Below are 18,872 nucleotides of genomic sequence, written 5' to 3'. Positions count from 1 at the left end.
CTTTTGTAAAGATATCAGAAAGTATAAACTACGAAGCACGGGCATTCCTGATATCGCAAGAAAAACATCCTCTAAACGCGGTCTGTCTTCCGAGAAAGTACGTCGATAGACGTTTTTCTTTATAATCATCCATTACAGGAGGTGCTGATTTGATGATGGATAAGATGGAATTAAATATCGGGGTTCTTGGCTGTGGCCCCATATCGCAGTACGGACATTTCGAGGCTTGCCGGAGAGCGCGCAATGCCAGGCTATACGCGATATGCGATGTCGCGGAGGATTTGCTGAGCCGCATGGCCGAAATCCACCAGCCAGCCAAGATCTACAGCGATTATGATAAAATGCTTGCCGATCCCGATGTGGAGGCTGTTATCATTGGCATCGCGGATCAATTTCATGTGGAAGCTGCCCTTAAAGCCATTGCAGCGGGCAAGCACGTCCTAGTGGAAAAGCCTCTGGGCGTCAGCGTCGAAGAGTGTGAGGAATTGCAGCAGAAGGCCGGGGCTACCGGATGTATTGTCCAAATCGGAAATATGAAGCGCTTTGACCCCGGCATCGCGTATGCCAAGCAGTTTATTGATCAAGAAATGGGTGAGATGCTGGCGCTGAAAGCATGGTACTGCGACTCAACTTATCGATATACGGTCACCGACAACGTGCAGCCGATGGTGCAGCATAGTCCGAATGCTTTAAAGCCGGAAGGCAATCCGAAGCTGGATAAGCTGCGTTACTTCATGCTGACGCATGGCAGTCATCTGGTGGATACGGCTCGTTTTTTAGGCGGAGAGATGGAAAGCGTTACGGCGTGGAACACGCAGAAGTTCGGAGCGTACAACTGGTTTGTCACGGTGCAGTATGCCTCGGGCGCTGTAGGACATCTGGATCTTACGGTTGCCGTGCGGATGGACTGGCATGAGGGTTTTCAGATCTACGGCGAACACGGAAGCATTATTGGCAAGACCTATAATCCTTGGCTTTTTAAGTCCAGCGACGTAGAAGTCTTCTCGGCACGGGATGGTTGTTATCATCGACCGCTCGGGGAAGATGCCCATTTCTTCAAGCTGCAGGTTGAAAGCTTTGCGGATACGGTTTTGAATCAGGTTGCCATGAAAGGGGCCAATCTGGAGGATGGAGTGGCTGCTATGCGTGCCATGGCGGCGATTGCACGATCGGTGGAGAGCGGGGATACGGTGAGGCTGGCTGACGTAACGGGAGGTGTATGAAGCATGAGGCTGGGCATTTTCTCCAAGACTTTTGAGAGGCCGACACTGGAGGGGAATTTGGACGCAGTGAAAGCAACCGGGCTGAGTGTCATTCAATTCAATCTTTCCTGTGCGGGTCTCCCATCACTGCCGCACGAGATCGATCTGGAAACCGCGGTGTATATAAGAGAAGAATGTGAGAAACGGCATCTACATATAGCCGCAGTATCCGGGACCTTCAATATGATTCACCCGGACCGTCAGAGATTGCGGGATGACATCCGACGATTTCGCCACTTGGCAGCCATGTGCCATTCGATGGGAACGTCGGTCATTACCCTGTGTACCGGCACAAGGGATAAGGACAATATGTGGAGGGCACATCCGGACAACAATTCACCGGAAGCATGGGATGACCTGCTTACGTCCATGCGTGAATTAGTGAATATCGCTGCCGAGTACGAGCTGGAGCTGGCTGTCGAACCTGAGCCCGCCAATGTGATCAGCGATGCGGTCAAAGCCAGAAGGCTGCTGGATACGATGGATTCTCCCCGGTTAAAAATAGTTCTGGACGCAGCGAATTTGTTCCACCCGAACGAAGGGATGCCTTTAACAGAGGTAATTGAACAAGCGCTGTTGCTGCTCAGTGAACATGTCATTATAGCCCATGCCAAAGATTATTCGACTATGGAAGGATTACAGTATAGGGCAGCCGGAACCGGTGAACTGGACTACGAAGCATACATGAAGCTCCTGCACGCTTCCCATTTCAGTGGACCGCTGATTCTTCATGGCTTGCATGAACGTGAAGTGCCGCAAAGCATCTCTTATTTGAAGTCCCGGATCGAAGCGGCCAAGTTATGACGAGCTTCAGACCTATAGACAACAGCTGCACCTATGAATGTCATGGGCTAAGGGGTTTCTTGGTTCATCCTCATCGAATCTTCACAAGTTTCAGTTACAATGGAGTCTTATGTTAAAGTTGACTTGTATTGATGAAGGATACTATAAGGAGAAACCGGAATGAAGACCATATTAATCGTGGATGATGAACCGAATATTCGAGAAGTTCTTGTATCCTACCTGAACAAAGAACATTATCTGACGCTGGAAGCGGCCAACGGTGCCGAAGCGTTCGATTTCCTGCGAGAGCAATCCGTGGATCTTGTTATATTGGACCTCATGCTCCCGGATATGGATGGCGAGCGGATATGCCAGGAGATTCGAACGTTCAGCCCGGTACCCATTATCATGTTAACGGCAAAGATGGCCCAGAGCAGCCGGATTGGCGGGTTTGCCATCGGAGCCGATGATTATATCGTGAAGCCGTTCGACCCTCGGGAAGTTGTAGCAAGAGTCAAGGCCGTTCTGAGAAGAGGAGATGACAGCAAGCTCCTGGCGGACGTAATTGTGTATCACCAAGGCGCGCTGGCCATTCATTCGATGAAACACGAAGTTACCTGCCATGGACAGGTTGTAAACTTGACGCCAAGCGAATACAAATTGCTGCTTCTGTTGGCCAAGTACCCCCAGCGCAATTTCTCGCGCGAAGAACTGGTTGATCGCGTGTTAGGCTATGACTTTATCGGCGACATCCGAATTATTGATCAGCATATCAAGAATCTGAGGCAAAAGATTGAATCCGACCCTAGGCAGCCCCAATATATCATCACCGTATACGGATTCGGATACCGCTTTGGAGGTGATAGGGCTTGAAGCATCGTCTGGACCTGAGGCTTGCCGCTATCATCATCAGTATCACGGCAGGGATATTGATCGTGTTTACCGTAATCAATATTGTGACCAACCATTATCATATCGCCATGTTCCAGCAGCAATCATCCGTGCATGATGGAATGGCTGAGCTGAATTACCATTTGGAGCAAGCGCAGATGCAATCCATCATATTGACATGTCTCCTATCGATTGCCATTGCTTCCGTGATCGGCATATACGTTGCGAAGAGAATATCGGCTCCCCTCGTCCAGATGAAACGAGCGGCTGAGATGATGACGCGGGGGAATTGGGACATCCGTGTGACAACCAAAGGGTACGATGAAATCGCGGGACTTGGTTCTTCACTGAACGAACTGGCTGTGCAGTTACAGAAGCAGGAGCTGCTGCGCAGGAATATGACCCAAGATATCGCACATGAATTGCGAACGCCGTTAACCACATTAAAGAGTCACACCCGTGCACTTGAGGATGGGATCTGGGAGCCGACCGCAGATCGGTTTCAAACGTGTCTTGAAGAGATTGATCGATTGATTCAGCTTGTAACGGAGCTTGAGGATCTGCATGACATGGAATCACCCGAGTTTCAGCTATCCCGATCCAAGCAGGATCTTGGCTATATTATGGAGAGGGCCATCACCTTGGCGACTGCAATGTATTATGAAAAAAAGGTGGACCTGCAATATGTCGGCGGTTCGACGATTCTAGCCGAGGTGGATGCCGACCGAATGCTCCAGGTTCTGATCAACATGTTAAGCAATGCCGTGCACTACACGCCAGCTGGAGGAACGGTACAAGCCGAGCTCGTGGACGAAGGGGCACATGCCCTGATTCGAATACAGGATTCAGGTCAGGGGATCTCTTCCTCCGATCTGCCGTATATTTTCGAAAGGCTGTATCGGGGCGATAAATCAAGGAATCGGTCAAGTGGCGGGAGCGGTATGGGGCTTGCCATCGTCAAGCAGCTGGTATCTGCACATGGCGGTCAGGTATGGGCTGAGAGCGGAGGGAAGCATGCGGGCGGCAGCTGTTTCTATATCCGGATACCTAAAGAAGAGTAGATGGATGGACACGCAAAAAACCGGATCAGAAGATCCGGTTTTTCCATCCCATTAACTTGGCAGCGGTCTCAACATAATAGTAATCTCCATAGATCAGCGAAACGTTTATATTTTGTCCGGCAGGCAGATGTCCTGTGGCTTCCTTCAGTATGCCTTCATAAGCGGGGTCATCCCATTCGGCGTAATGGGCCGTTAAGGAGTTGATGATACGCAAGGCACTTTCACGGTACAGAGAACTTTCGGTTATAGGCACCAGGTCCGCGAGTTCAAGTAGACCGGAAGCGGCGCAGGATGCTGCTGACGTATCCCGGGGCTCGGTAGTCTTCGGGGATGCTTCCGTCTCTTCATGAGCGGATGGTTCCATCTCCTTGCGCTCCGTACGGAAATCCCAGCGGGGTATGGAATCCTCCTCAAGAGAAGCTATGAAGAAATGGGCAACCCGCTTGGCGGCTTCAAGGTACTGAATATCGCGGGTATAGCGATAGGTGTTAGCCATGCCATGCAATGCCCAGGCCGCTCCCCGGCTCCAAGCAGATTCCGGACCATAGCCTTGTCCTCCCAACGCTTCGATAAATTCTCCCGTTAACGGATCAAATCGGCAGATGTGCCGAACGGAGCCGTCCGATCTTATGAAAAACTCGGCAACCGTATTCGCTTGGGCTCTGGCGATATGAGCGAATCTCGGGTCACCGCTCTCCTCGGAAGCCCAGAATAGGAGGGAGAGGTTCATGGTGGAGTCGATAATGGACCAGCCTTCATTCCCATGGTTCCATGAAGTGGGTTTCACCTGATTCCAAGCACGTATGAATCTCCCGACCGGGTTATACCTCCCTGCCAGCAGGGTAGCGGCCAACAATCCTCTCCGCCTGGCATCCACATCGCCGGTCAGCTTATATTTGATGACGGCAGTCGGCAGAAATTGAAAGCCGACATCGTGGTGGAAATTACTGTCTCCGATAAGCGCGTGTTCAAGCTGAATATCCCATTCCCAAGCCCACTCCTTATACTGCGGCTGTTTGGTCATCTCATACATGATCCAGAGCATTCCCGGCCAAAAACCGGAGGTCCACCAGTCGATCCGGGTGGAATCATAGATTCCGTTCTTTGTTGCATGAGGAACTTTGCCTTGAAGCTGTCCGGTCATTCGCGACAGTTTCCTTTCCAATTGCCCCCATAATAGCGAATAGGGCGATATCGTTTCCTGTTGTTGTCCGTTCATCGCTAACCTCCCAAAACTGATGTCATCGTTTGGCTCATTGTCGCAACTGCTTTGATCCATTGTTCCATAGAATGCTGGCAAATTCTACATATACAGCTTAAGAACTATTGAAATAACAAGTCGATCTTAAAAAAACACAAGCGGCCGATCCACCTAAAAAAAACACAAAGGAACCGATCTTCTTCCATTGCTGCCCGGTCATGAAAACTTATAGGATAAGGATATTCATCACATCATCATTCCTAAGGAGGCGAAAGCGATGCCGCAAATTACGATTAAATTGTATGAAGGACGCACGGATGAGCAGAAGAACGAAATCGTTGATGTTTTTACAAAGGAGCTGTCACGGATCATTGATCGTGAGCCTGAATTTATCAGCATTCAGTTTGACGAAATTCCGATTGATGACAACGCACCGGCCAATTTGAGAAACAAGAGGTGAAGACAGATGGCCGAGCCAAGCAAAGCAGCAGCAGTTAGCCCAAGGCTGGAGGGAAAGATCGATAATCGCAGAAGAATACTCGGCTTCATGTGGAAATACAGAGCGCTGTATTTCATATCGCTGCCGGGACTGCTGTTCTTCGGATTATTCAAGTATGTTCCGTTAATGGGCTCCGTGATCGCATTTCAGAACTACAATCTGTTTGCAGGCGTGACGGGAAGTCCCTGGGTGGGGCTTGAGCACTTTCAACGAATGTTCCAGCACTATGATTTTTTGAAAATTCTGCGGAATACGCTTCTGCTGGGTACATATGACATTCTGTTTGCTTTTACTGCCCCCATCGTTTTGGCTTTATTACTCAATGAGGTGCGCCAGGTCGTTTACAAGAAAATTGTCCAGACGATTTTCTATGCGCCGCATTTTCTGTCGTGGGTCATTGTAAGCGGTATCTTTGTGGGGATCCTTTCTCCATCATCGGGGATCGTGAACGTAATGCTCGGTTGGTTCGGTATCGATCCAATCTATTTCCTAGGCGAAGATTCTTACATTCGAACGGTATTGGTGGGCTCAGGACTATGGAGAGATGTCGGATGGGGGACCATCATTTATCTGGCGGCGCTCGCAGGCATTAATCCGGACCTCTACGAAGCCTCCGAAATCGATGGAGCGGGGAGATGGCGCCAGACGCTCAGCATCACCCTGCCGGCGCTGCTTCCCGTGATAACGATCCTGTTCCTGCTCAAAATCGGGGACTTCATGGATTATGGGTTTGAACGCGTATTCGTGTTTCAGAACCCGCTCAACATTCAGTCCAGCGAAATCTTGGACACGTACATATACAAAGCCGGCTTGCAGCAGCTTCAGTACAGTTATGCAACCGCCATCGGGGTGTTCAAATCGGTTGTCGGCTTGTTCCTGATTTCCATTGCAAACACCATCAGCAAGAAAGCGACCGGCGAGTCGCTGTATTAGAGGGGAGTGACAACCAACGTGAAATATGACAGTGCAGGCAGAAAACTGTTTCTCGTCGTGAACTATATCATCCTTACCTTTCTTGCACTCACCATGCTGCTCCCTTTTCTTAATGTCATTGCCCAGTCGTTCAGCAGCCCGGGCGCTATCGATCGCGGAGAAGTGATGTTCTGGCCGGTGGAGTTTACCTTTGCCTACTACCAGCATGTGTTCAACGATATCTCCATTTGGAGGGCATTCGGGATCAGCGTCTACATTACGCTATTCGGAACCTTCATCAATCTGGCAGCAACCGCTTCGCTGGCGTATCCGCTCTCCAGGCCCGAATACGTGGGCAGAAAAACGATCATGATTATCATCCTGATGACCATGATTTTCACAGCACCGCTGATCCCGCAATTCATTCTGATGCGCGAGCTGAATCTCGTCAACACGTTATGGTCTTTGATGCTGCCATCGGCGATCAGCGCATTCAATCTGTTTGTGCTTCGAACCTTCTTCACCCAAATTCCGAGCGAATTGATCGATTCGTCCCGAATTGACGGGTGCAGCGAGATCCGTACGCTATGGAGCATCGTGCTTCCATTATCCAAACCAGCGCTGGCGACAGTAGGGATATTCTACTCCGTAACCAATTGGAACAAATACATGGACGCCCTCTACTATATCAATGATCGCGCCAAGTATCCGCTGCAGGTCAAATTAAGGGAGCTTCTGGTGAACGAGGGCCTGACCGATACGGGGAACCTTGCATTCGAGGCAAGTTCCCAGTCCGTACAAGGCATACAAATGGCGGTTATTCTGGTAGCCACAGTGCCCATCATTCTCTTGTATCCGTTTCTGCAGCGCTTCTTCATTCATGGGATGATGATTGGATCGATCAAAGAGTAATCCTAAAAAAACGACAAACCGAGCCAAAGACATTCCTTGTTCCCGCCCAGACGGCTCTCTATACTGATATTAAGTTTGAAAGCGCTATTATGAGCGACTATATTAGCTTGAAAAGAGGGGTATTCATGAGAAAAAGTTGGACACGTATGCTTACGTCAGGTCTCGTACTGGCCTTGCTCGTTGGCTGTTCGGGCAATAATGGCGGAGGCGGGGGAGCCAATGCCGGCGGAGGTGACAGCAACGGGCAAGGCGGAAGTGAAGCAGGGCCAACGAAATTCTCCATTTCGATGCGGACGCTTAACGTATCCTACGTCGAGAAGAATCCGGATATCAACAAGGATAAGTACGTGCTGGAGCTAGAGAAAAGGACGAACACGGATCTGGATATCCGCCTGATTCCGCATAACGAATATCAGGATAAAATGGTGCAAATGTTTGCGACAAACGACATTCCGGATGTGGTGCAGGGCACTGGCGGAATCAGCGGTCCCGAGCTGGCGGGTGCCGTGGAGAACGGAGTCTTTCTCCCGCTGAACGACCTCCTGCAGGAGCATGGGCAGGACCTGCTCAAGTTTATACCCGAGGAAGCCTGGAAGCGGATGACGGATTCCAAGACGGGCAATATCTACGGGATTCCCGAAATCTTGTCCAATCCGTCCAGACGAGCCACATGGATTCGGACCGACCTGCTTGAGAAAGTAGGCAAGGAGATCCCGACAACGGTGGAAGAGACGATGGATGTGCTGCGCGCGTTCAAAGAAGCCGGGGTGGAGCAGCCTTATGCCGGACGCCAGAATTTCAAATACGCGGATACCTTCTTCGGTGCCTATGACGTGCTGGGTTACCTGAACCAATTCAAGGTGTTCCCGGACGGCAAAGTAAAGCCAACCTTCTTCGATGAAGAAAATATGAAGCAAGCTATTCAGATTTATAAGACGATGCACGAGGAAGGATTGATCAGCAAGGAATTCGCGACGATTGAAAGCGCGGACTTCAAATCCATCGTCACGAGCGGCAAAGCCGGCATGTGGTCCATGAACGCGAATGAGCTTCCGATTTGGGGCACCCAGCTGAAGGAGAATGTCCCGGACGCGACAGTAGCGTTGATTCCTTCGCCGGTAGGGCCTGACGGCAAAGGGGGATATGCTCATTACAATCCGGTGACGCGCTCCTTCTTCATCAATGCGAAGGCGAAGGATAAAGCCGAGGATATCGTGAAGTTCTTCAATTGGATGGTCAGCGAAGATGCAGAATTGTTCTTCAGCTTCGGCATTGAAGGCGAGGATTACCAGGTAACCGACGGCAAGCCGGTCTTCGAGGTTCCGACGGACGCGGCAGGTGCCGATAAGATGCGTTATCTGAACTACTGGCTGTGGCTGGTGCAGGATACAACCTATAACAAACGCGTATCCGAGTTGTCCGATTCCGGCAAAGAGCTGATAGATGCTTTTGATAACATGCTTTCGAACGAGGGTCGCCGCGGCATTGAATTCGATCCGCGACTGGAGGCGATGGTGAAATATCCGGAGCTGAATCCGAAGTCGGATGAACTGCCGCCGCTGATTCTGGAGCATGTGCTCCGCATGGTATACGGCAGGGAGCCTATTGATAACTACGGCAAGGTGCTCGAGGAGTATCTGTCCAAAGGGGGCAACGAGATTATTGAGGAGGCTACGAAACGATATAACGAGAAAGAAAACGCTTTCGAATAGGCAGAGCATGTTTTAGTATAGTGTTGAAGAATGACTCCTCTGCTTGCCTAAGCAGAGGAGTATCTTGCTAAAGCTAGACTACTCTCGCTGTCTTGAAAGGGGAATGGGTAATGTACCGCATTCTGGTCGTTGATGATGAACCTATGATAAGGACGGGCTTGGCGAAACTGATCACGCAGACGGATCCAGCCATGATTCAAGCTGCAACGGCCGGCAACGGCATGGAAGCATTGGAAGCGATTCAGACGGCACGACCGGACTTCATTTTTACGGATATTAAAATGCCCAAGATGGACGGCCTGGAGCTAAGCAAGCAGCTTTATGAAGCATACGCCGATATCACGGTCGTTGTCATCTCCGGTTACGGTGATTTCGAATACGCCCAGAAATGCATGTCGTATGGAGTTAAGGAGTATCTGCTCAAGCCTGTGACCAAATCGGTGGTACATAACACCATGAATAAATTGATGGCGGATCGAAAGTCCATGCAGGAGAAGCAGCGGATTTATTTTCCACTCTCCAAGCTGGAGGATTGGCTGGAGCAGCTGGAACTGGCCGTATGGCATTTACAAATGAACGATATCCAGCACAAGCTGCAAGAAATCGAGGATTACTGCAACGAGCGCAGGCTTGAATCGATTCAGCTTCAGGAACTGCTGGAAGAACTGTATGCGAAACTGATCAAGCAGTTAAACGGCCGGGATGTGTATTCGTTCGAACGTATGACAGGCATCACGGGGTCTGCGCCCGGAGGGAACCATCATTATTTCGAGAGATTTCGTCAAGCCGTGGATCAGACGGTGAAGCTCATACGCGACAAGCGGAAAGGAAATGCCAAAGAGCCTGTAGAAGAAGCGAAGGCATATATCGAGCGCAACTTATCCCGTGATCTCTCACTCGATGAGGTTGCCGATATGCTTGGGCTCAACCCGTCCTATTTCAGTCAGTTGTTTAAACAGATGACGGATGAGACCTTTGTCCATTACCGGATCAAGAAACGAATGGAGAAAGCGAAGAAGCTCCTCGCCCTTCCGCATTATAAAATTACGGATATTTCGTTCGAAGTAGGGTACGCGGATCATCCCCATTTTACAAAGACCTTCAAGAAGGTCACCGGTTACACCCCTTCCGAATACCGGGAGCTGCTGGGGATCGAATGATGCGCAAGAGCCTGTCTCGTCAAATCTTCTTGTACTTCTTTATCGTTATATTGTTCTCGCTTTCTACGGTTGGCGTATTCTTCTATATCAAATCATCCGAAGCGATTGATGAACAGGTCGAGAAGTATATGACCACTGTTATCACGAACGCGGCAAGGCAAACGGATAACCAGTTGCAGATATTCGAGCGGATCAGCAATACGATTTTGCTGCAGGATTCGGTCAAACGCTTTTTGGATATGGACCCAAGCGACAGCTATGAACATTATCGATTTACCAATCTTATCCGTAAGGATGTCTTTCAGAAGATCTTTATACAATATCCGACGCAGACTCACATGATGTATATACTCGGGTTTCATGGCAGGGCGATTTTTGATCAAAATCAGAGCTTCTCCGCCATGTCGATTGATCCGTCAGGCCGCCTTCGCGAACTCACGGAGAAGACGCCGGAGAACGGGGAGATTGTCATATTGAAGACCAGCTTGCTGGAGAAGGATCGGGACAATGTCATTACGGTAGCGCGCAAAATCCGGGGAATGAACTCGTACGACGTGAAAGGCGTGCTTGCGGTTGAGTTCAATGAAGACCAGCTGTCGAGTTTATGGAACGGCGTTGATCTCGGGGAGCAGGGCTTCTTCATTATCCTGGATCGCGAAGGCGAAGTTGTCTATGCACCTGAGCACGTGGATATGGACGCGATTACTTCGACCGACCTGCCGGAGCGTATTATCGCCAGGAGCGATCATCGATTCATAGAACCGGTGCTTGGCGACAAAACGATGATCATTACGCGCCAGTCGGAGTATTCGGGCTGGAGCCTCGTCATTATGATGCCGCTGGATGAGCTTCGGGCACCGATTTCGGGTATCCGGTCCACTACGATTATCGTAGGCTTCGTTACACTGATCATTGCGCTCATTCTCGCCTATCGATTCGGCAAATCGATTGTCAATCCGATCCGCAATCTGAAGAACGGCATGAGGCAGACGGAGAAGGGGAACTGGACGCATATCACCGACGTGAAACCGCGGGAGGACGAGATCGGGGGATTGATCCACAGCTACAATCTCATGGTCAGCCGTTTGTCCGATATGATCGAGCAGGTTTATGACACGGAGCTCCACAATCAGAAAACGCAGCTGGAGCTGCAGGACATCCAGCTGGAGCGCCAGCGGGCAGAGTTTCAGGCGCTCCAATTACAGATCAATCCGCATTTTCTGTACAACACGCTGGAAACGATCAATTGTTATGCGATCGTTCAGGATTCCGACGAGATCTCGGACATGGTGGAGGCGATGGCTTTCATGCTTCGATACTCCATCCAGACGAACCTGGAGGAGATCACCATTGCCAACGAGCTCAATCATGTACGGCATTACATGATGATATTGAAGCATCGCATCGGGCGCGATTTCGAGATCGAGGTGGCGACGCCGCCCGAGCTCCTATTGGAGAAGATGGTCAGGCTCTCCTTGCAGCCGATTGTCGAGAATATTTTTCAGCATGCTTTTCCGGAAGGGATCGAAGTTTGGCATTACATTCGGATTGACACGAGAATAGAACAGGACAATTTGCTGGTTATGGTAGAGGACAACGGAGCAGGAATAGCGGACCATAAGCTTCTTAAGCTGCGTAAGAGGCTCGAGGAAAACCGTCTGGTGGACGATGACGACGGAATGCATGTCCGGCGCAAGGGCGGAATCGGCATCGTTAATGTCCATCGGCGAATTCAGATGGTTTACGGCGAAGAGTACGGAATTACAGTTCATAGTTCGCCGGATCAAGGTACAAAAATCATCATGACAATGCCGCGAATGGAAAGAGTGCGTGATCAAGAATGCAGACTGAAACAGCTGCAAACCTAATCAGGAGGGATTAATATGCATATTAACTTATCGGGTAACATCGCTTTAGTCACAGGTTCGAGTGGAGGGATCGGTCGTGCGGTAGCATTAAGGCTGGCAAGAAGCGGAGCCAAGGTCGCGCTGAATTACCTGAACAGCAAGGAAGCCGCCGAAGAAGCCGTGGCGGAGATTCGAAGTTTTGGCGGCGAGGCGTATGCTTTTCGTGCAGACGTTACGCATGTGGAGCAGGCAGAGGCGCTTGTAGCTGATGTGGAGAAGGCATTTGGCGGACCGGTTACGATCCTGGTTAATAATGCGGGGCATTTGGTTGAGCGTCTGGCGAATGCGGAAATGACCGAGGAGCTCTACAACAAGGTCATGGATGTGAATATGAAAAGCACGGTATTCATGAGCAAAGCCGTCATTCCGGGCATGAAAGCCGCCGGTCAAGGTCGCATTGTCAACATGACCTCCGTTGCGGCACATAACGGTGGCGGACCCGGCGCAAGCATTTATGCTGCCAGCAAAGCGGCCGTCCTGAGCTATACCAAGGGACTAGCGAAGGAGCTCGCTTCAAGCGGAGTTAACGTGAATGCCGTATCGCCGGGATTTATCGGACAGACGGCGTTTCACGCCACCTTTACCCCGGATGAAGCGCGAATAGCAACGATCAAGGGCATTCCGCTGGGGCGGGAGGGTACCCCGGACGATGTCGCCGGCTCCGTTCTGTTCCTCGTCTCGGAGCTGTCCTCTTATCTAACGGGGGAGACGATCGAAATTAACGGCGGCATGTTCATGCGATGAGGGATTGGATGAAGGTCAAATCGAAGTCGATATTCTATCCGTGGAGCGAACGTACAGTCGATATCCTGAAGGCCGAGCTTGACCAGGTCATCGAACGGAAGCTGGATGTTCCTGTCGAGCCCGGCGGCTGGTGGCACCAATACGTGTGTCCCGAACATCATACGGAACTGATGTATGATTCGCTGGAAGCCGATTGCAGCTCCTATCGTTGTCCGTATGGCTGCGAAGTGGAGGGGGAACCGTACAGGGGAGCTTGGCTGGTATTCAAGCATCAGGCTATGGCCCGATACGTTCTGCAATCTGCCGCCGTTTATGCCGGTACGGGAGAGCAGGTCTACGCCGATCTTGGAAAAAAGCTGATCGTCCGCTACGCGGAGCAGTTTCCGCTTTATCCTGTCCACCCGGATGCCCAGCCCTGGATGCTGAAAGGGCGCGCATTTCATCAGGCTTTAACCGAGGCCATCTGGGCAACGACCTTGCTTCGCGGTTATCTCCTTTTGGAGGATTTGCAGGTGTCGTTTCACGAGGCTGAACGCCGGAAGATTGATCATTTCCTGCATATGCTCGAGAGCAGCATGACGGAATATCATCATATGTTGACCCAGGAGCGCGGAAATCCCGAGAACAACTATACCGCCTGGCTGATTGCCGCGCTGTTTAGTATCTATGCGGTACAAGGCGAAGCGGAGAAGCTGCGGCAGCTGGTCGTGAAGGAAGGCGGCCTGCGGCATCATCTCAGCATTGCCATCAGGCCGGATCAGCTTGAATATGAAGGCAGCGTGTATTACCACGTATTCGTACTCCGTGCTTACCTGATTGCAGCGGAAATGGGGAGCCGGGTTGGTGAAGAGCTTTTTTCCCTGAGGGGAGAGCAAGGCCAATCCATGCAGGGAATGCTGGCGGTACTGGTTCAATTATCAGACCAAAATGGCTCCCTGCCTGCACTTCACGACGGTCCTTATCGCAGGGCTCCGTATGCGCGAGAAATCGCCGAGATTGTGGAAATCGGTTTATCCGTCTATGGGGATAAGAGCTATCGACGATTGTTAGACAATGTGTATCGTGAATTGAATGGTGAAGAAGGCCGGATCGGCATGCTGGAAGCTCTGTTGTACGGTACGGGCCATTGGGATGGGAGATACGGAATGGCTGCTTCTGAGGTGAAGGATTCTCATCGGAAGACATCGGAAGGAGTATGGGAAGTCGGGGACGTCATCGAAGTACGAGTGACACGAGACGTGCAAGGAGCAGGCGATGCAGAACATGCGAACCAAGCAGGTAAGGAAACTGAAGGAAAGGAAGCAAGGAAAGCAAGGGACAATGAAGGCAGAAACCAGAATGACTTGCCCGATCTTTCCGCTCCTTCGGTCTTTCTTCCTCACAGCGGATTTGCCCTGTTGAAGTCGAATCATTCGAATGGGCTTCAGGCGTTGGTCGATTTTGGCCCTCATGGTGGATCACATGGTCACTTCGATAAACTGAATCTGATGATTCATGTCGGGAACCAGCCACTATCGCCAGACCGTGGTACCGTACCGTACGGTTCAATCCTGAAGAACGAATGGTATCCCCATACAGCCTGCCACAACACCGTCTCGGTTGGGCGGCGTTCCCAGAATCCGACCGAAGGGAGATGCATTCGGTATGAATCCAGTTCGAATTTTACTTATCTCTGGGTGCGGTCCGATCAGGCTTATGAACAGGGCGTTCTGGACCGGCATCTGATATTGACGGATGACTGGCTTCTGGATTGGTTCGAAGTGGAATTGGAAGAGCCGGCAGCTGTGGATTGGTGGTTTCATTATGTTGGCCAAGGAGAGCTTAGCGGGCTTCCAAATGCTGATCAGGGCCATGTTGTAACGAATCTAGGAAATGAAGATGGATACGCATATGTAAAAGAAAGCTGCGCCCACGCCTTGTCCCAGGATGGCATGCAATTCAATCTCCATATTGCCAATGCATCAGGGCCGCTGGCGGTAGCTTCATTTATCGCCTTTGAGGGGATGGGATGCACACAGGTGGAGTCACCTGGAATTGCGGACGATCCCAGCCGAAGGATGGAGGGAATCCGGCTTCATCGGACAGATTCGCAAGCCCGCTTCATTGCCGTCTACCGTAGCGGTACGGAGCCGCTGACATTGGAATGGAACCGGTCGGAGAATGGGGACTGGCTCAGCTTGTCCGATGGCAGGACCGCGAGAAGCTTCACGATGACCAACAACGGGTTGAAGGAGAGGGTACTCGATGAAAACCTTGTTTGAACCGAAAAGCGGATTGTTGTCCGTGCCATATCAACCGGATGAAGAGAGTAAGCTGCTTGAGAATCCTCCCCGTTTCACCTGGATGCCGGGACAGCTGGAGAACGACCGTTATATGCTGCAGATTTCGACCTCACCCTCGTATGAAACGGAGGCGACAACGACAATTTCGCCGATTCCCTATAACTTATACACTCCGGATCACCCTCTGGAGGCAGGTACTTATTATTGGCGCTATGCCTTGCTGACCGGGGAACAAGGGGAGGATACGACGGACGCTGCCCTTAACCGTTCTTCATGGAGCCAATCCCGAATGTTTCATGTTCCGGAGGGCCTCCCTGAGACTCCCCTGCCTGACCGTGGGGATCGCTATGAACGCACGAATACCGGGCATCCGCGGTTATGGCTGGATGAGAAGGGAGTGGCGGCGTTCCGTGAACATTTACGTCAGGATGATGATTACTGCGGCTGGCGCGCTTTTTACGAGAAATCGGTCATTCCGTGGCTGGATAAGCCGTTAATTCCGGAACCGGAACGTTATCCCGGCAATAAGCGTGTCGCGAAGCTGTGGAGAAAAATGTACATGGATTGCCAAGAAACGCTGTATGTCATCCGGCACTTAAGCGTGGCAGGGGTCATTTTGCAGGATGATGCTTTGATAGCCAAAGCGAAGTCGTGGCTGCTTCACGCGGCCCGGTGGGATACGGAAGGTACAACGTCCAGGGATTATAACGATGAAGCTGCGTTTCGGATGGTTGGTGCACTCGCATGGGGATACGACTGGCTCCACGATTACCTCACCGCAGAGGAGATGGATCTCGTCAGGGGAGCTCTTCTGCGACGTACGGAGCAGGTGGCCTTCCATGTGATGGAGCGCTCGAAAATCCATCATGTCCCCTATGACAGCCATGCTGTTCGTTCGTTGTCCTCCGTGTTTGTCCCAGCCTGCATTGCCATGCTGCATGAAGAGGCCGAGGCACAGACATGGCTGGATTACACGCTGGAATACTACGCCTGCCTCTATTCGCCTTGGGGCGGAGAAGATGGAGGCTGGGCCGAGGGGCCGCTCTATTGGACAACCGGCATGGCGTTTGTGATAGATGCGCTTAATCTCATTCGCAGCTACGTATCGATTGATTTCTTTAAACGGCCGTTCTTTGGGCGCACGGGCGACTTTCCGCTCTACTGCAGCAGCCCGGACACGATACGGGCCAGCTTCGGAGACCAGTCCTATCTAGGCGAACCCGTTAGTCTGAAGACGGCTTTCAATATTCGCCAGTTTGCAGGCATTACAGGCAACGGATTATATCAGTGGTATTATGAACAAGTAGCCAAAGCGGATACGGACGCCGACACCAAGTTTTACAATTACGGCTGGTGGGATTTCCGATTTGACGATATGCTGTACCGGCATGATTACCCTCAAGTGGAGGCTGTTGCTCCTTCTGTTACCGTTCCGTTTTCTTCCGATAACGCTTCGGAAGCGAAGGAGGGGACCATCCAATCCGTCAAATGGTTCCGGGATATTGACTGGGTGGCGATGCATCACCGGATGGATGATCCGGATGAACATATCATGCTGCTGGCAAAGAGCAGCCGTTACGGCTCCATGAGCCACAGTCACGGTGACCAGAACGGATTCCTGCTGCACGCATTCGGCGAACCTCTCGCTATCGAGAGTGGATATTATATCGCTTTTGGAAGCACGATGCATATGAATTGGCGGAGGCAGACGCGTTCCACGAACAATATTCTCATCGATGGCCATGGGCAGTATGCGGGAAAAGACAAGGTGCTCTGCATCGAGGCCAGCGGGAAGGTGGAGCAAGTTGACGCGTCACCAGGGTACGGGTATACCCGTATGAACGCTACGCAGGCCTACCTGGAGAATGTCCCTTATCTTGAGCGGTATGTGCGCGAGATCTATTTTTTTGACGAATCATATTTTGTCATTGTGGATACGGTGGATCTCGCCAAGCCAGCCAGCATCGAGTGGCTGTTTCATACTCTGAACCGGATGAAGCTGTCGGGGCAGACGTTTCGAGTGTTGGGCAGCAAAGCGGAAATGGAAGGGCGATTCGTGTACAGTTCATCCGGCGACTTGTCGCTGAATCAGCATAATCAGTTCATCGATGTCGATCCCGATGAAATCGATGGGCTGGATAACCAGTGGCATCTGCATGCTGAAACGAAATCTGCGGCAAGCCATCGCATCGCGACCCTCCTGGTTCCCATGAAGGCGGATGAGAATAAATATGTCTCATATTTCCTGGATGATCAGGACCATGGAGTTCATATCTATTTCACGAATGAGGATGGGAACACAAGAAAGGTCGAGGTGCCTAAGGCATATTAACTCTTAGAGGTGCTGTTTCGATTTAGAAAATAGACTCAACTTCAGCGCAAGCAGCTGGATGTTGAGTCTTTTTTTATGCATATTCACAATGCTGATGGATACAGTTACCGTTCTCGTAGAGATCATGGGCCGGGATATAGTTCGCAAAGGATTGATTCTGAAATCAGGGTTTATAACAGTCTAGCCTGGGAAGGTGTCATGCCCTTGTACTGTTTGTACAGCTTGGTAAAATAATTCGGGTTGCTGCAGCCGACGATGCCGGCAATCTCGGTGATGGTTAAAGTCCCTTCACGAAGCAGCTTCTCCGCTTCATTCATTCGGGTTAGATTGACGTAATCCACGAATGTGCGCCCTGTTAAACGCTTGAACATTTTGCAAAAATGAAACGGATTCAAACCGACCGCCGCCGCGGCGGCCTCAACCGACAATTTCTCGCCGATGTTGCTCTCGATGTGTTGAATGAGTGTTTTATAACGGTCCCGATTCGCAAAATACGGCTCGGCCGTCTTCTCCGTGAACGGTGCGGGCATGAATGTGCGCGCCAGCAGAACGAACAGGGTGTACAGCTTGGACTTGGCTACAAGCTCATAGGCTGGACGACGCGTTACAAGCTCTTCAATGACTTCATCCAACAGCGGATAGCAGTCTGCGCCAGCTGGGTGGCTCTCGGCAGGCTTGACGGGGAAACGGAGCCGGCCTTCCATATAGGGAGCGACATAACGCGCATGAATCGGATCATGAAGGAAATCGTTAAAGAGGGATGCATTCACCACGACACAATCAAATCGTACGTCGCCATCTTCAAGCGCATATCCCACGTGAAGGCTGCCGCCGGGGATGATAATGACTTCCCCGGCCTTTACGTCATACGGAGTTGTATCAATATGGAATACCGCGTGTCCTTGGCGCATGCTAATGATCTCAAAGTGCTCATGCCAGTGGAGATACAGGATACAGTCTTTCATTTTGGCATGGGAGCAGAAGTTATGAAATACCTGCACGGGATAAGCTTTGTAGTCAAGTCTCGTATTCTCATGAAGCTCTCTTGGATTGGACAAGCGAATTCACCTCGAACCGCAAGATTAGAGTGGTAATGCACAAGGTTGTATAGAGAAAATGTTGAGTTCCGCCATTATAATGAAGTTGCTTCACTTACAATAAGCCAATATCGGAATGATGACAACGTGTTAGGAAAAAGATTTGTAAGCGGTTTA

Annotated in this window: 15 protein-coding genes; 13 read left to right on the top strand and 2 right to left on the bottom strand. The window is 50.9% G+C overall.

Translation table 11 applies throughout. The annotated features are described in order from the left end of the window. Positions 1-152: 152 nt before the first annotated feature. The 4 genes from BJP58_RS06095 (at position 153) to BJP58_RS06080 (ending at position 3,997) form a co-directional block, all read left to right on the top strand. A complete protein-coding gene (locus tag BJP58_RS06095; RefSeq protein ID WP_194543222.1) occupies positions 153-1,223 on the top strand; it encodes a Gfo/Idh/MocA family protein in 1,071 nt (356 codons plus the stop codon). A 3-nt stretch (positions 1,224-1,226) separates the two neighbouring features. Continuing rightward, positions 1,227-2,066 carry a sugar phosphate isomerase/epimerase family protein gene (locus tag BJP58_RS06090; protein ID WP_113056623.1) on the top strand — a complete coding sequence of 280 codons (840 nt, stop codon included), beginning with the start codon at positions 1,227-1,229 and terminating at the stop codon, positions 2,064-2,066. A 159-nt stretch (positions 2,067-2,225) separates the two neighbouring features. Beyond that, on the top strand, positions 2,226-2,918 hold the full coding sequence (locus BJP58_RS06085) for a response regulator transcription factor (RefSeq protein WP_194543221.1): 693 nt from the start codon (positions 2,226-2,228) through the stop codon (positions 2,916-2,918). After that, the gene (locus BJP58_RS06080; RefSeq protein WP_194543220.1) at positions 2,915-3,997 is read left to right on the top strand and encodes a sensor histidine kinase; all 1,083 of its coding nucleotides are present in this window, start codon (positions 2,915-2,917) and stop codon (positions 3,995-3,997) included. The genes BJP58_RS06085 and BJP58_RS06080 overlap by 4 nt, the downstream gene beginning before the upstream one ends. A 25-nt stretch (positions 3,998-4,022) precedes the next feature. On the opposite strand, the gene BJP58_RS06075 is transcribed toward BJP58_RS06080, so the two are convergent. Further along, positions 4,023-5,216: a glycoside hydrolase family 88 protein gene (locus tag BJP58_RS06075; protein ID WP_194543219.1), complete on the bottom strand. Its 1,194-nt coding sequence runs from the start codon at positions 5,214-5,216 to the stop codon at positions 4,023-4,025. 259 nt (positions 5,217-5,475) lie between these two features. Here BJP58_RS06075 and BJP58_RS06070 point away from each other — a divergent pair, with 259 nt between their 5' ends. The 9 genes from BJP58_RS06070 (at position 5,476) to BJP58_RS06030 (ending at position 17,658) form a co-directional block, all read left to right on the top strand. Then, positions 5,476-5,658: a tautomerase family protein gene (locus BJP58_RS06070; protein ID WP_071218573.1), complete on the top strand. Its 183-nt coding sequence runs from the start codon at positions 5,476-5,478 to the stop codon at positions 5,656-5,658. A 6-nt stretch (positions 5,659-5,664) separates the two neighbouring features. Next, positions 5,665-6,630, top strand: coding sequence for an ABC transporter permease (locus BJP58_RS06065; RefSeq protein WP_194543218.1), 966 nt, complete (start codon positions 5,665-5,667; stop codon positions 6,628-6,630). An 18-nt stretch (positions 6,631-6,648) separates the two neighbouring features. Continuing rightward, positions 6,649-7,521 carry a carbohydrate ABC transporter permease gene (locus BJP58_RS06060; protein WP_194544845.1) on the top strand — a complete coding sequence of 291 codons (873 nt, stop codon included), beginning with the start codon at positions 6,649-6,651 and terminating at the stop codon, positions 7,519-7,521. Positions 7,522-7,646: 125 nt separating this feature from the next. Next, positions 7,647-9,233 carry an extracellular solute-binding protein gene (locus BJP58_RS06055; RefSeq protein ID WP_194543217.1) on the top strand — a complete coding sequence of 529 codons (1,587 nt, stop codon included), beginning with the start codon at positions 7,647-7,649 and terminating at the stop codon, positions 9,231-9,233. A gap of 110 nt (positions 9,234-9,343) precedes the next feature. After that, positions 9,344-10,393, top strand: a complete 1,050-nt coding sequence (locus tag BJP58_RS06050; protein ID WP_194543216.1) for a response regulator transcription factor — start codon at positions 9,344-9,346, stop codon at positions 10,391-10,393. Then, on the top strand, positions 10,390-12,261 hold the full coding sequence (locus BJP58_RS06045) for a cache domain-containing sensor histidine kinase (RefSeq protein ID WP_194543215.1): 1,872 nt from the start codon (positions 10,390-10,392) through the stop codon (positions 12,259-12,261). Before BJP58_RS06050 ends, BJP58_RS06045 begins: the two co-directional genes overlap by 4 nt. 15 nt (positions 12,262-12,276) lie before the next feature. Next, the gene (locus tag BJP58_RS06040; RefSeq protein ID WP_194543214.1) at positions 12,277-13,044 is read left to right on the top strand and encodes an SDR family NAD(P)-dependent oxidoreductase; all 768 of its coding nucleotides are present in this window, start codon (positions 12,277-12,279) and stop codon (positions 13,042-13,044) included. Between the two features lie 8 nt (positions 13,045-13,052). Continuing rightward, entirely contained in the window at positions 13,053-15,305 is a 2,253-nt protein-coding gene (locus BJP58_RS06035; protein ID WP_194544844.1) for a heparinase II/III domain-containing protein, read from the top strand. Next, entirely contained in the window at positions 15,289-17,658 is a 2,370-nt protein-coding gene (locus BJP58_RS06030) for a DUF4962 domain-containing protein (RefSeq protein ID WP_194543213.1), read from the top strand. Before BJP58_RS06035 ends, BJP58_RS06030 begins: the two co-directional genes overlap by 17 nt. Positions 17,659-17,828: 170 nt before the next feature. Here the strand turns inward: BJP58_RS06030 and BJP58_RS06025 are convergent, their stop codons facing one another. Then, positions 17,829-18,716 (bottom strand): helix-turn-helix transcriptional regulator, encoded by an 888-nt coding sequence (locus BJP58_RS06025; protein ID WP_194543212.1) that lies wholly within the window; start codon positions 18,714-18,716, stop codon positions 17,829-17,831. Between the last annotated feature and the right edge of the window lie 156 nt (positions 18,717-18,872).

This window comes from Paenibacillus sp. JZ16 (assembly GCF_015326965.1).
GTDB lineage: Bacteria > Bacillota > Bacilli > Paenibacillales > Paenibacillaceae > Paenibacillus_AQ.
This window is presented reverse-complemented; position numbering and strand designations above follow the sequence as displayed.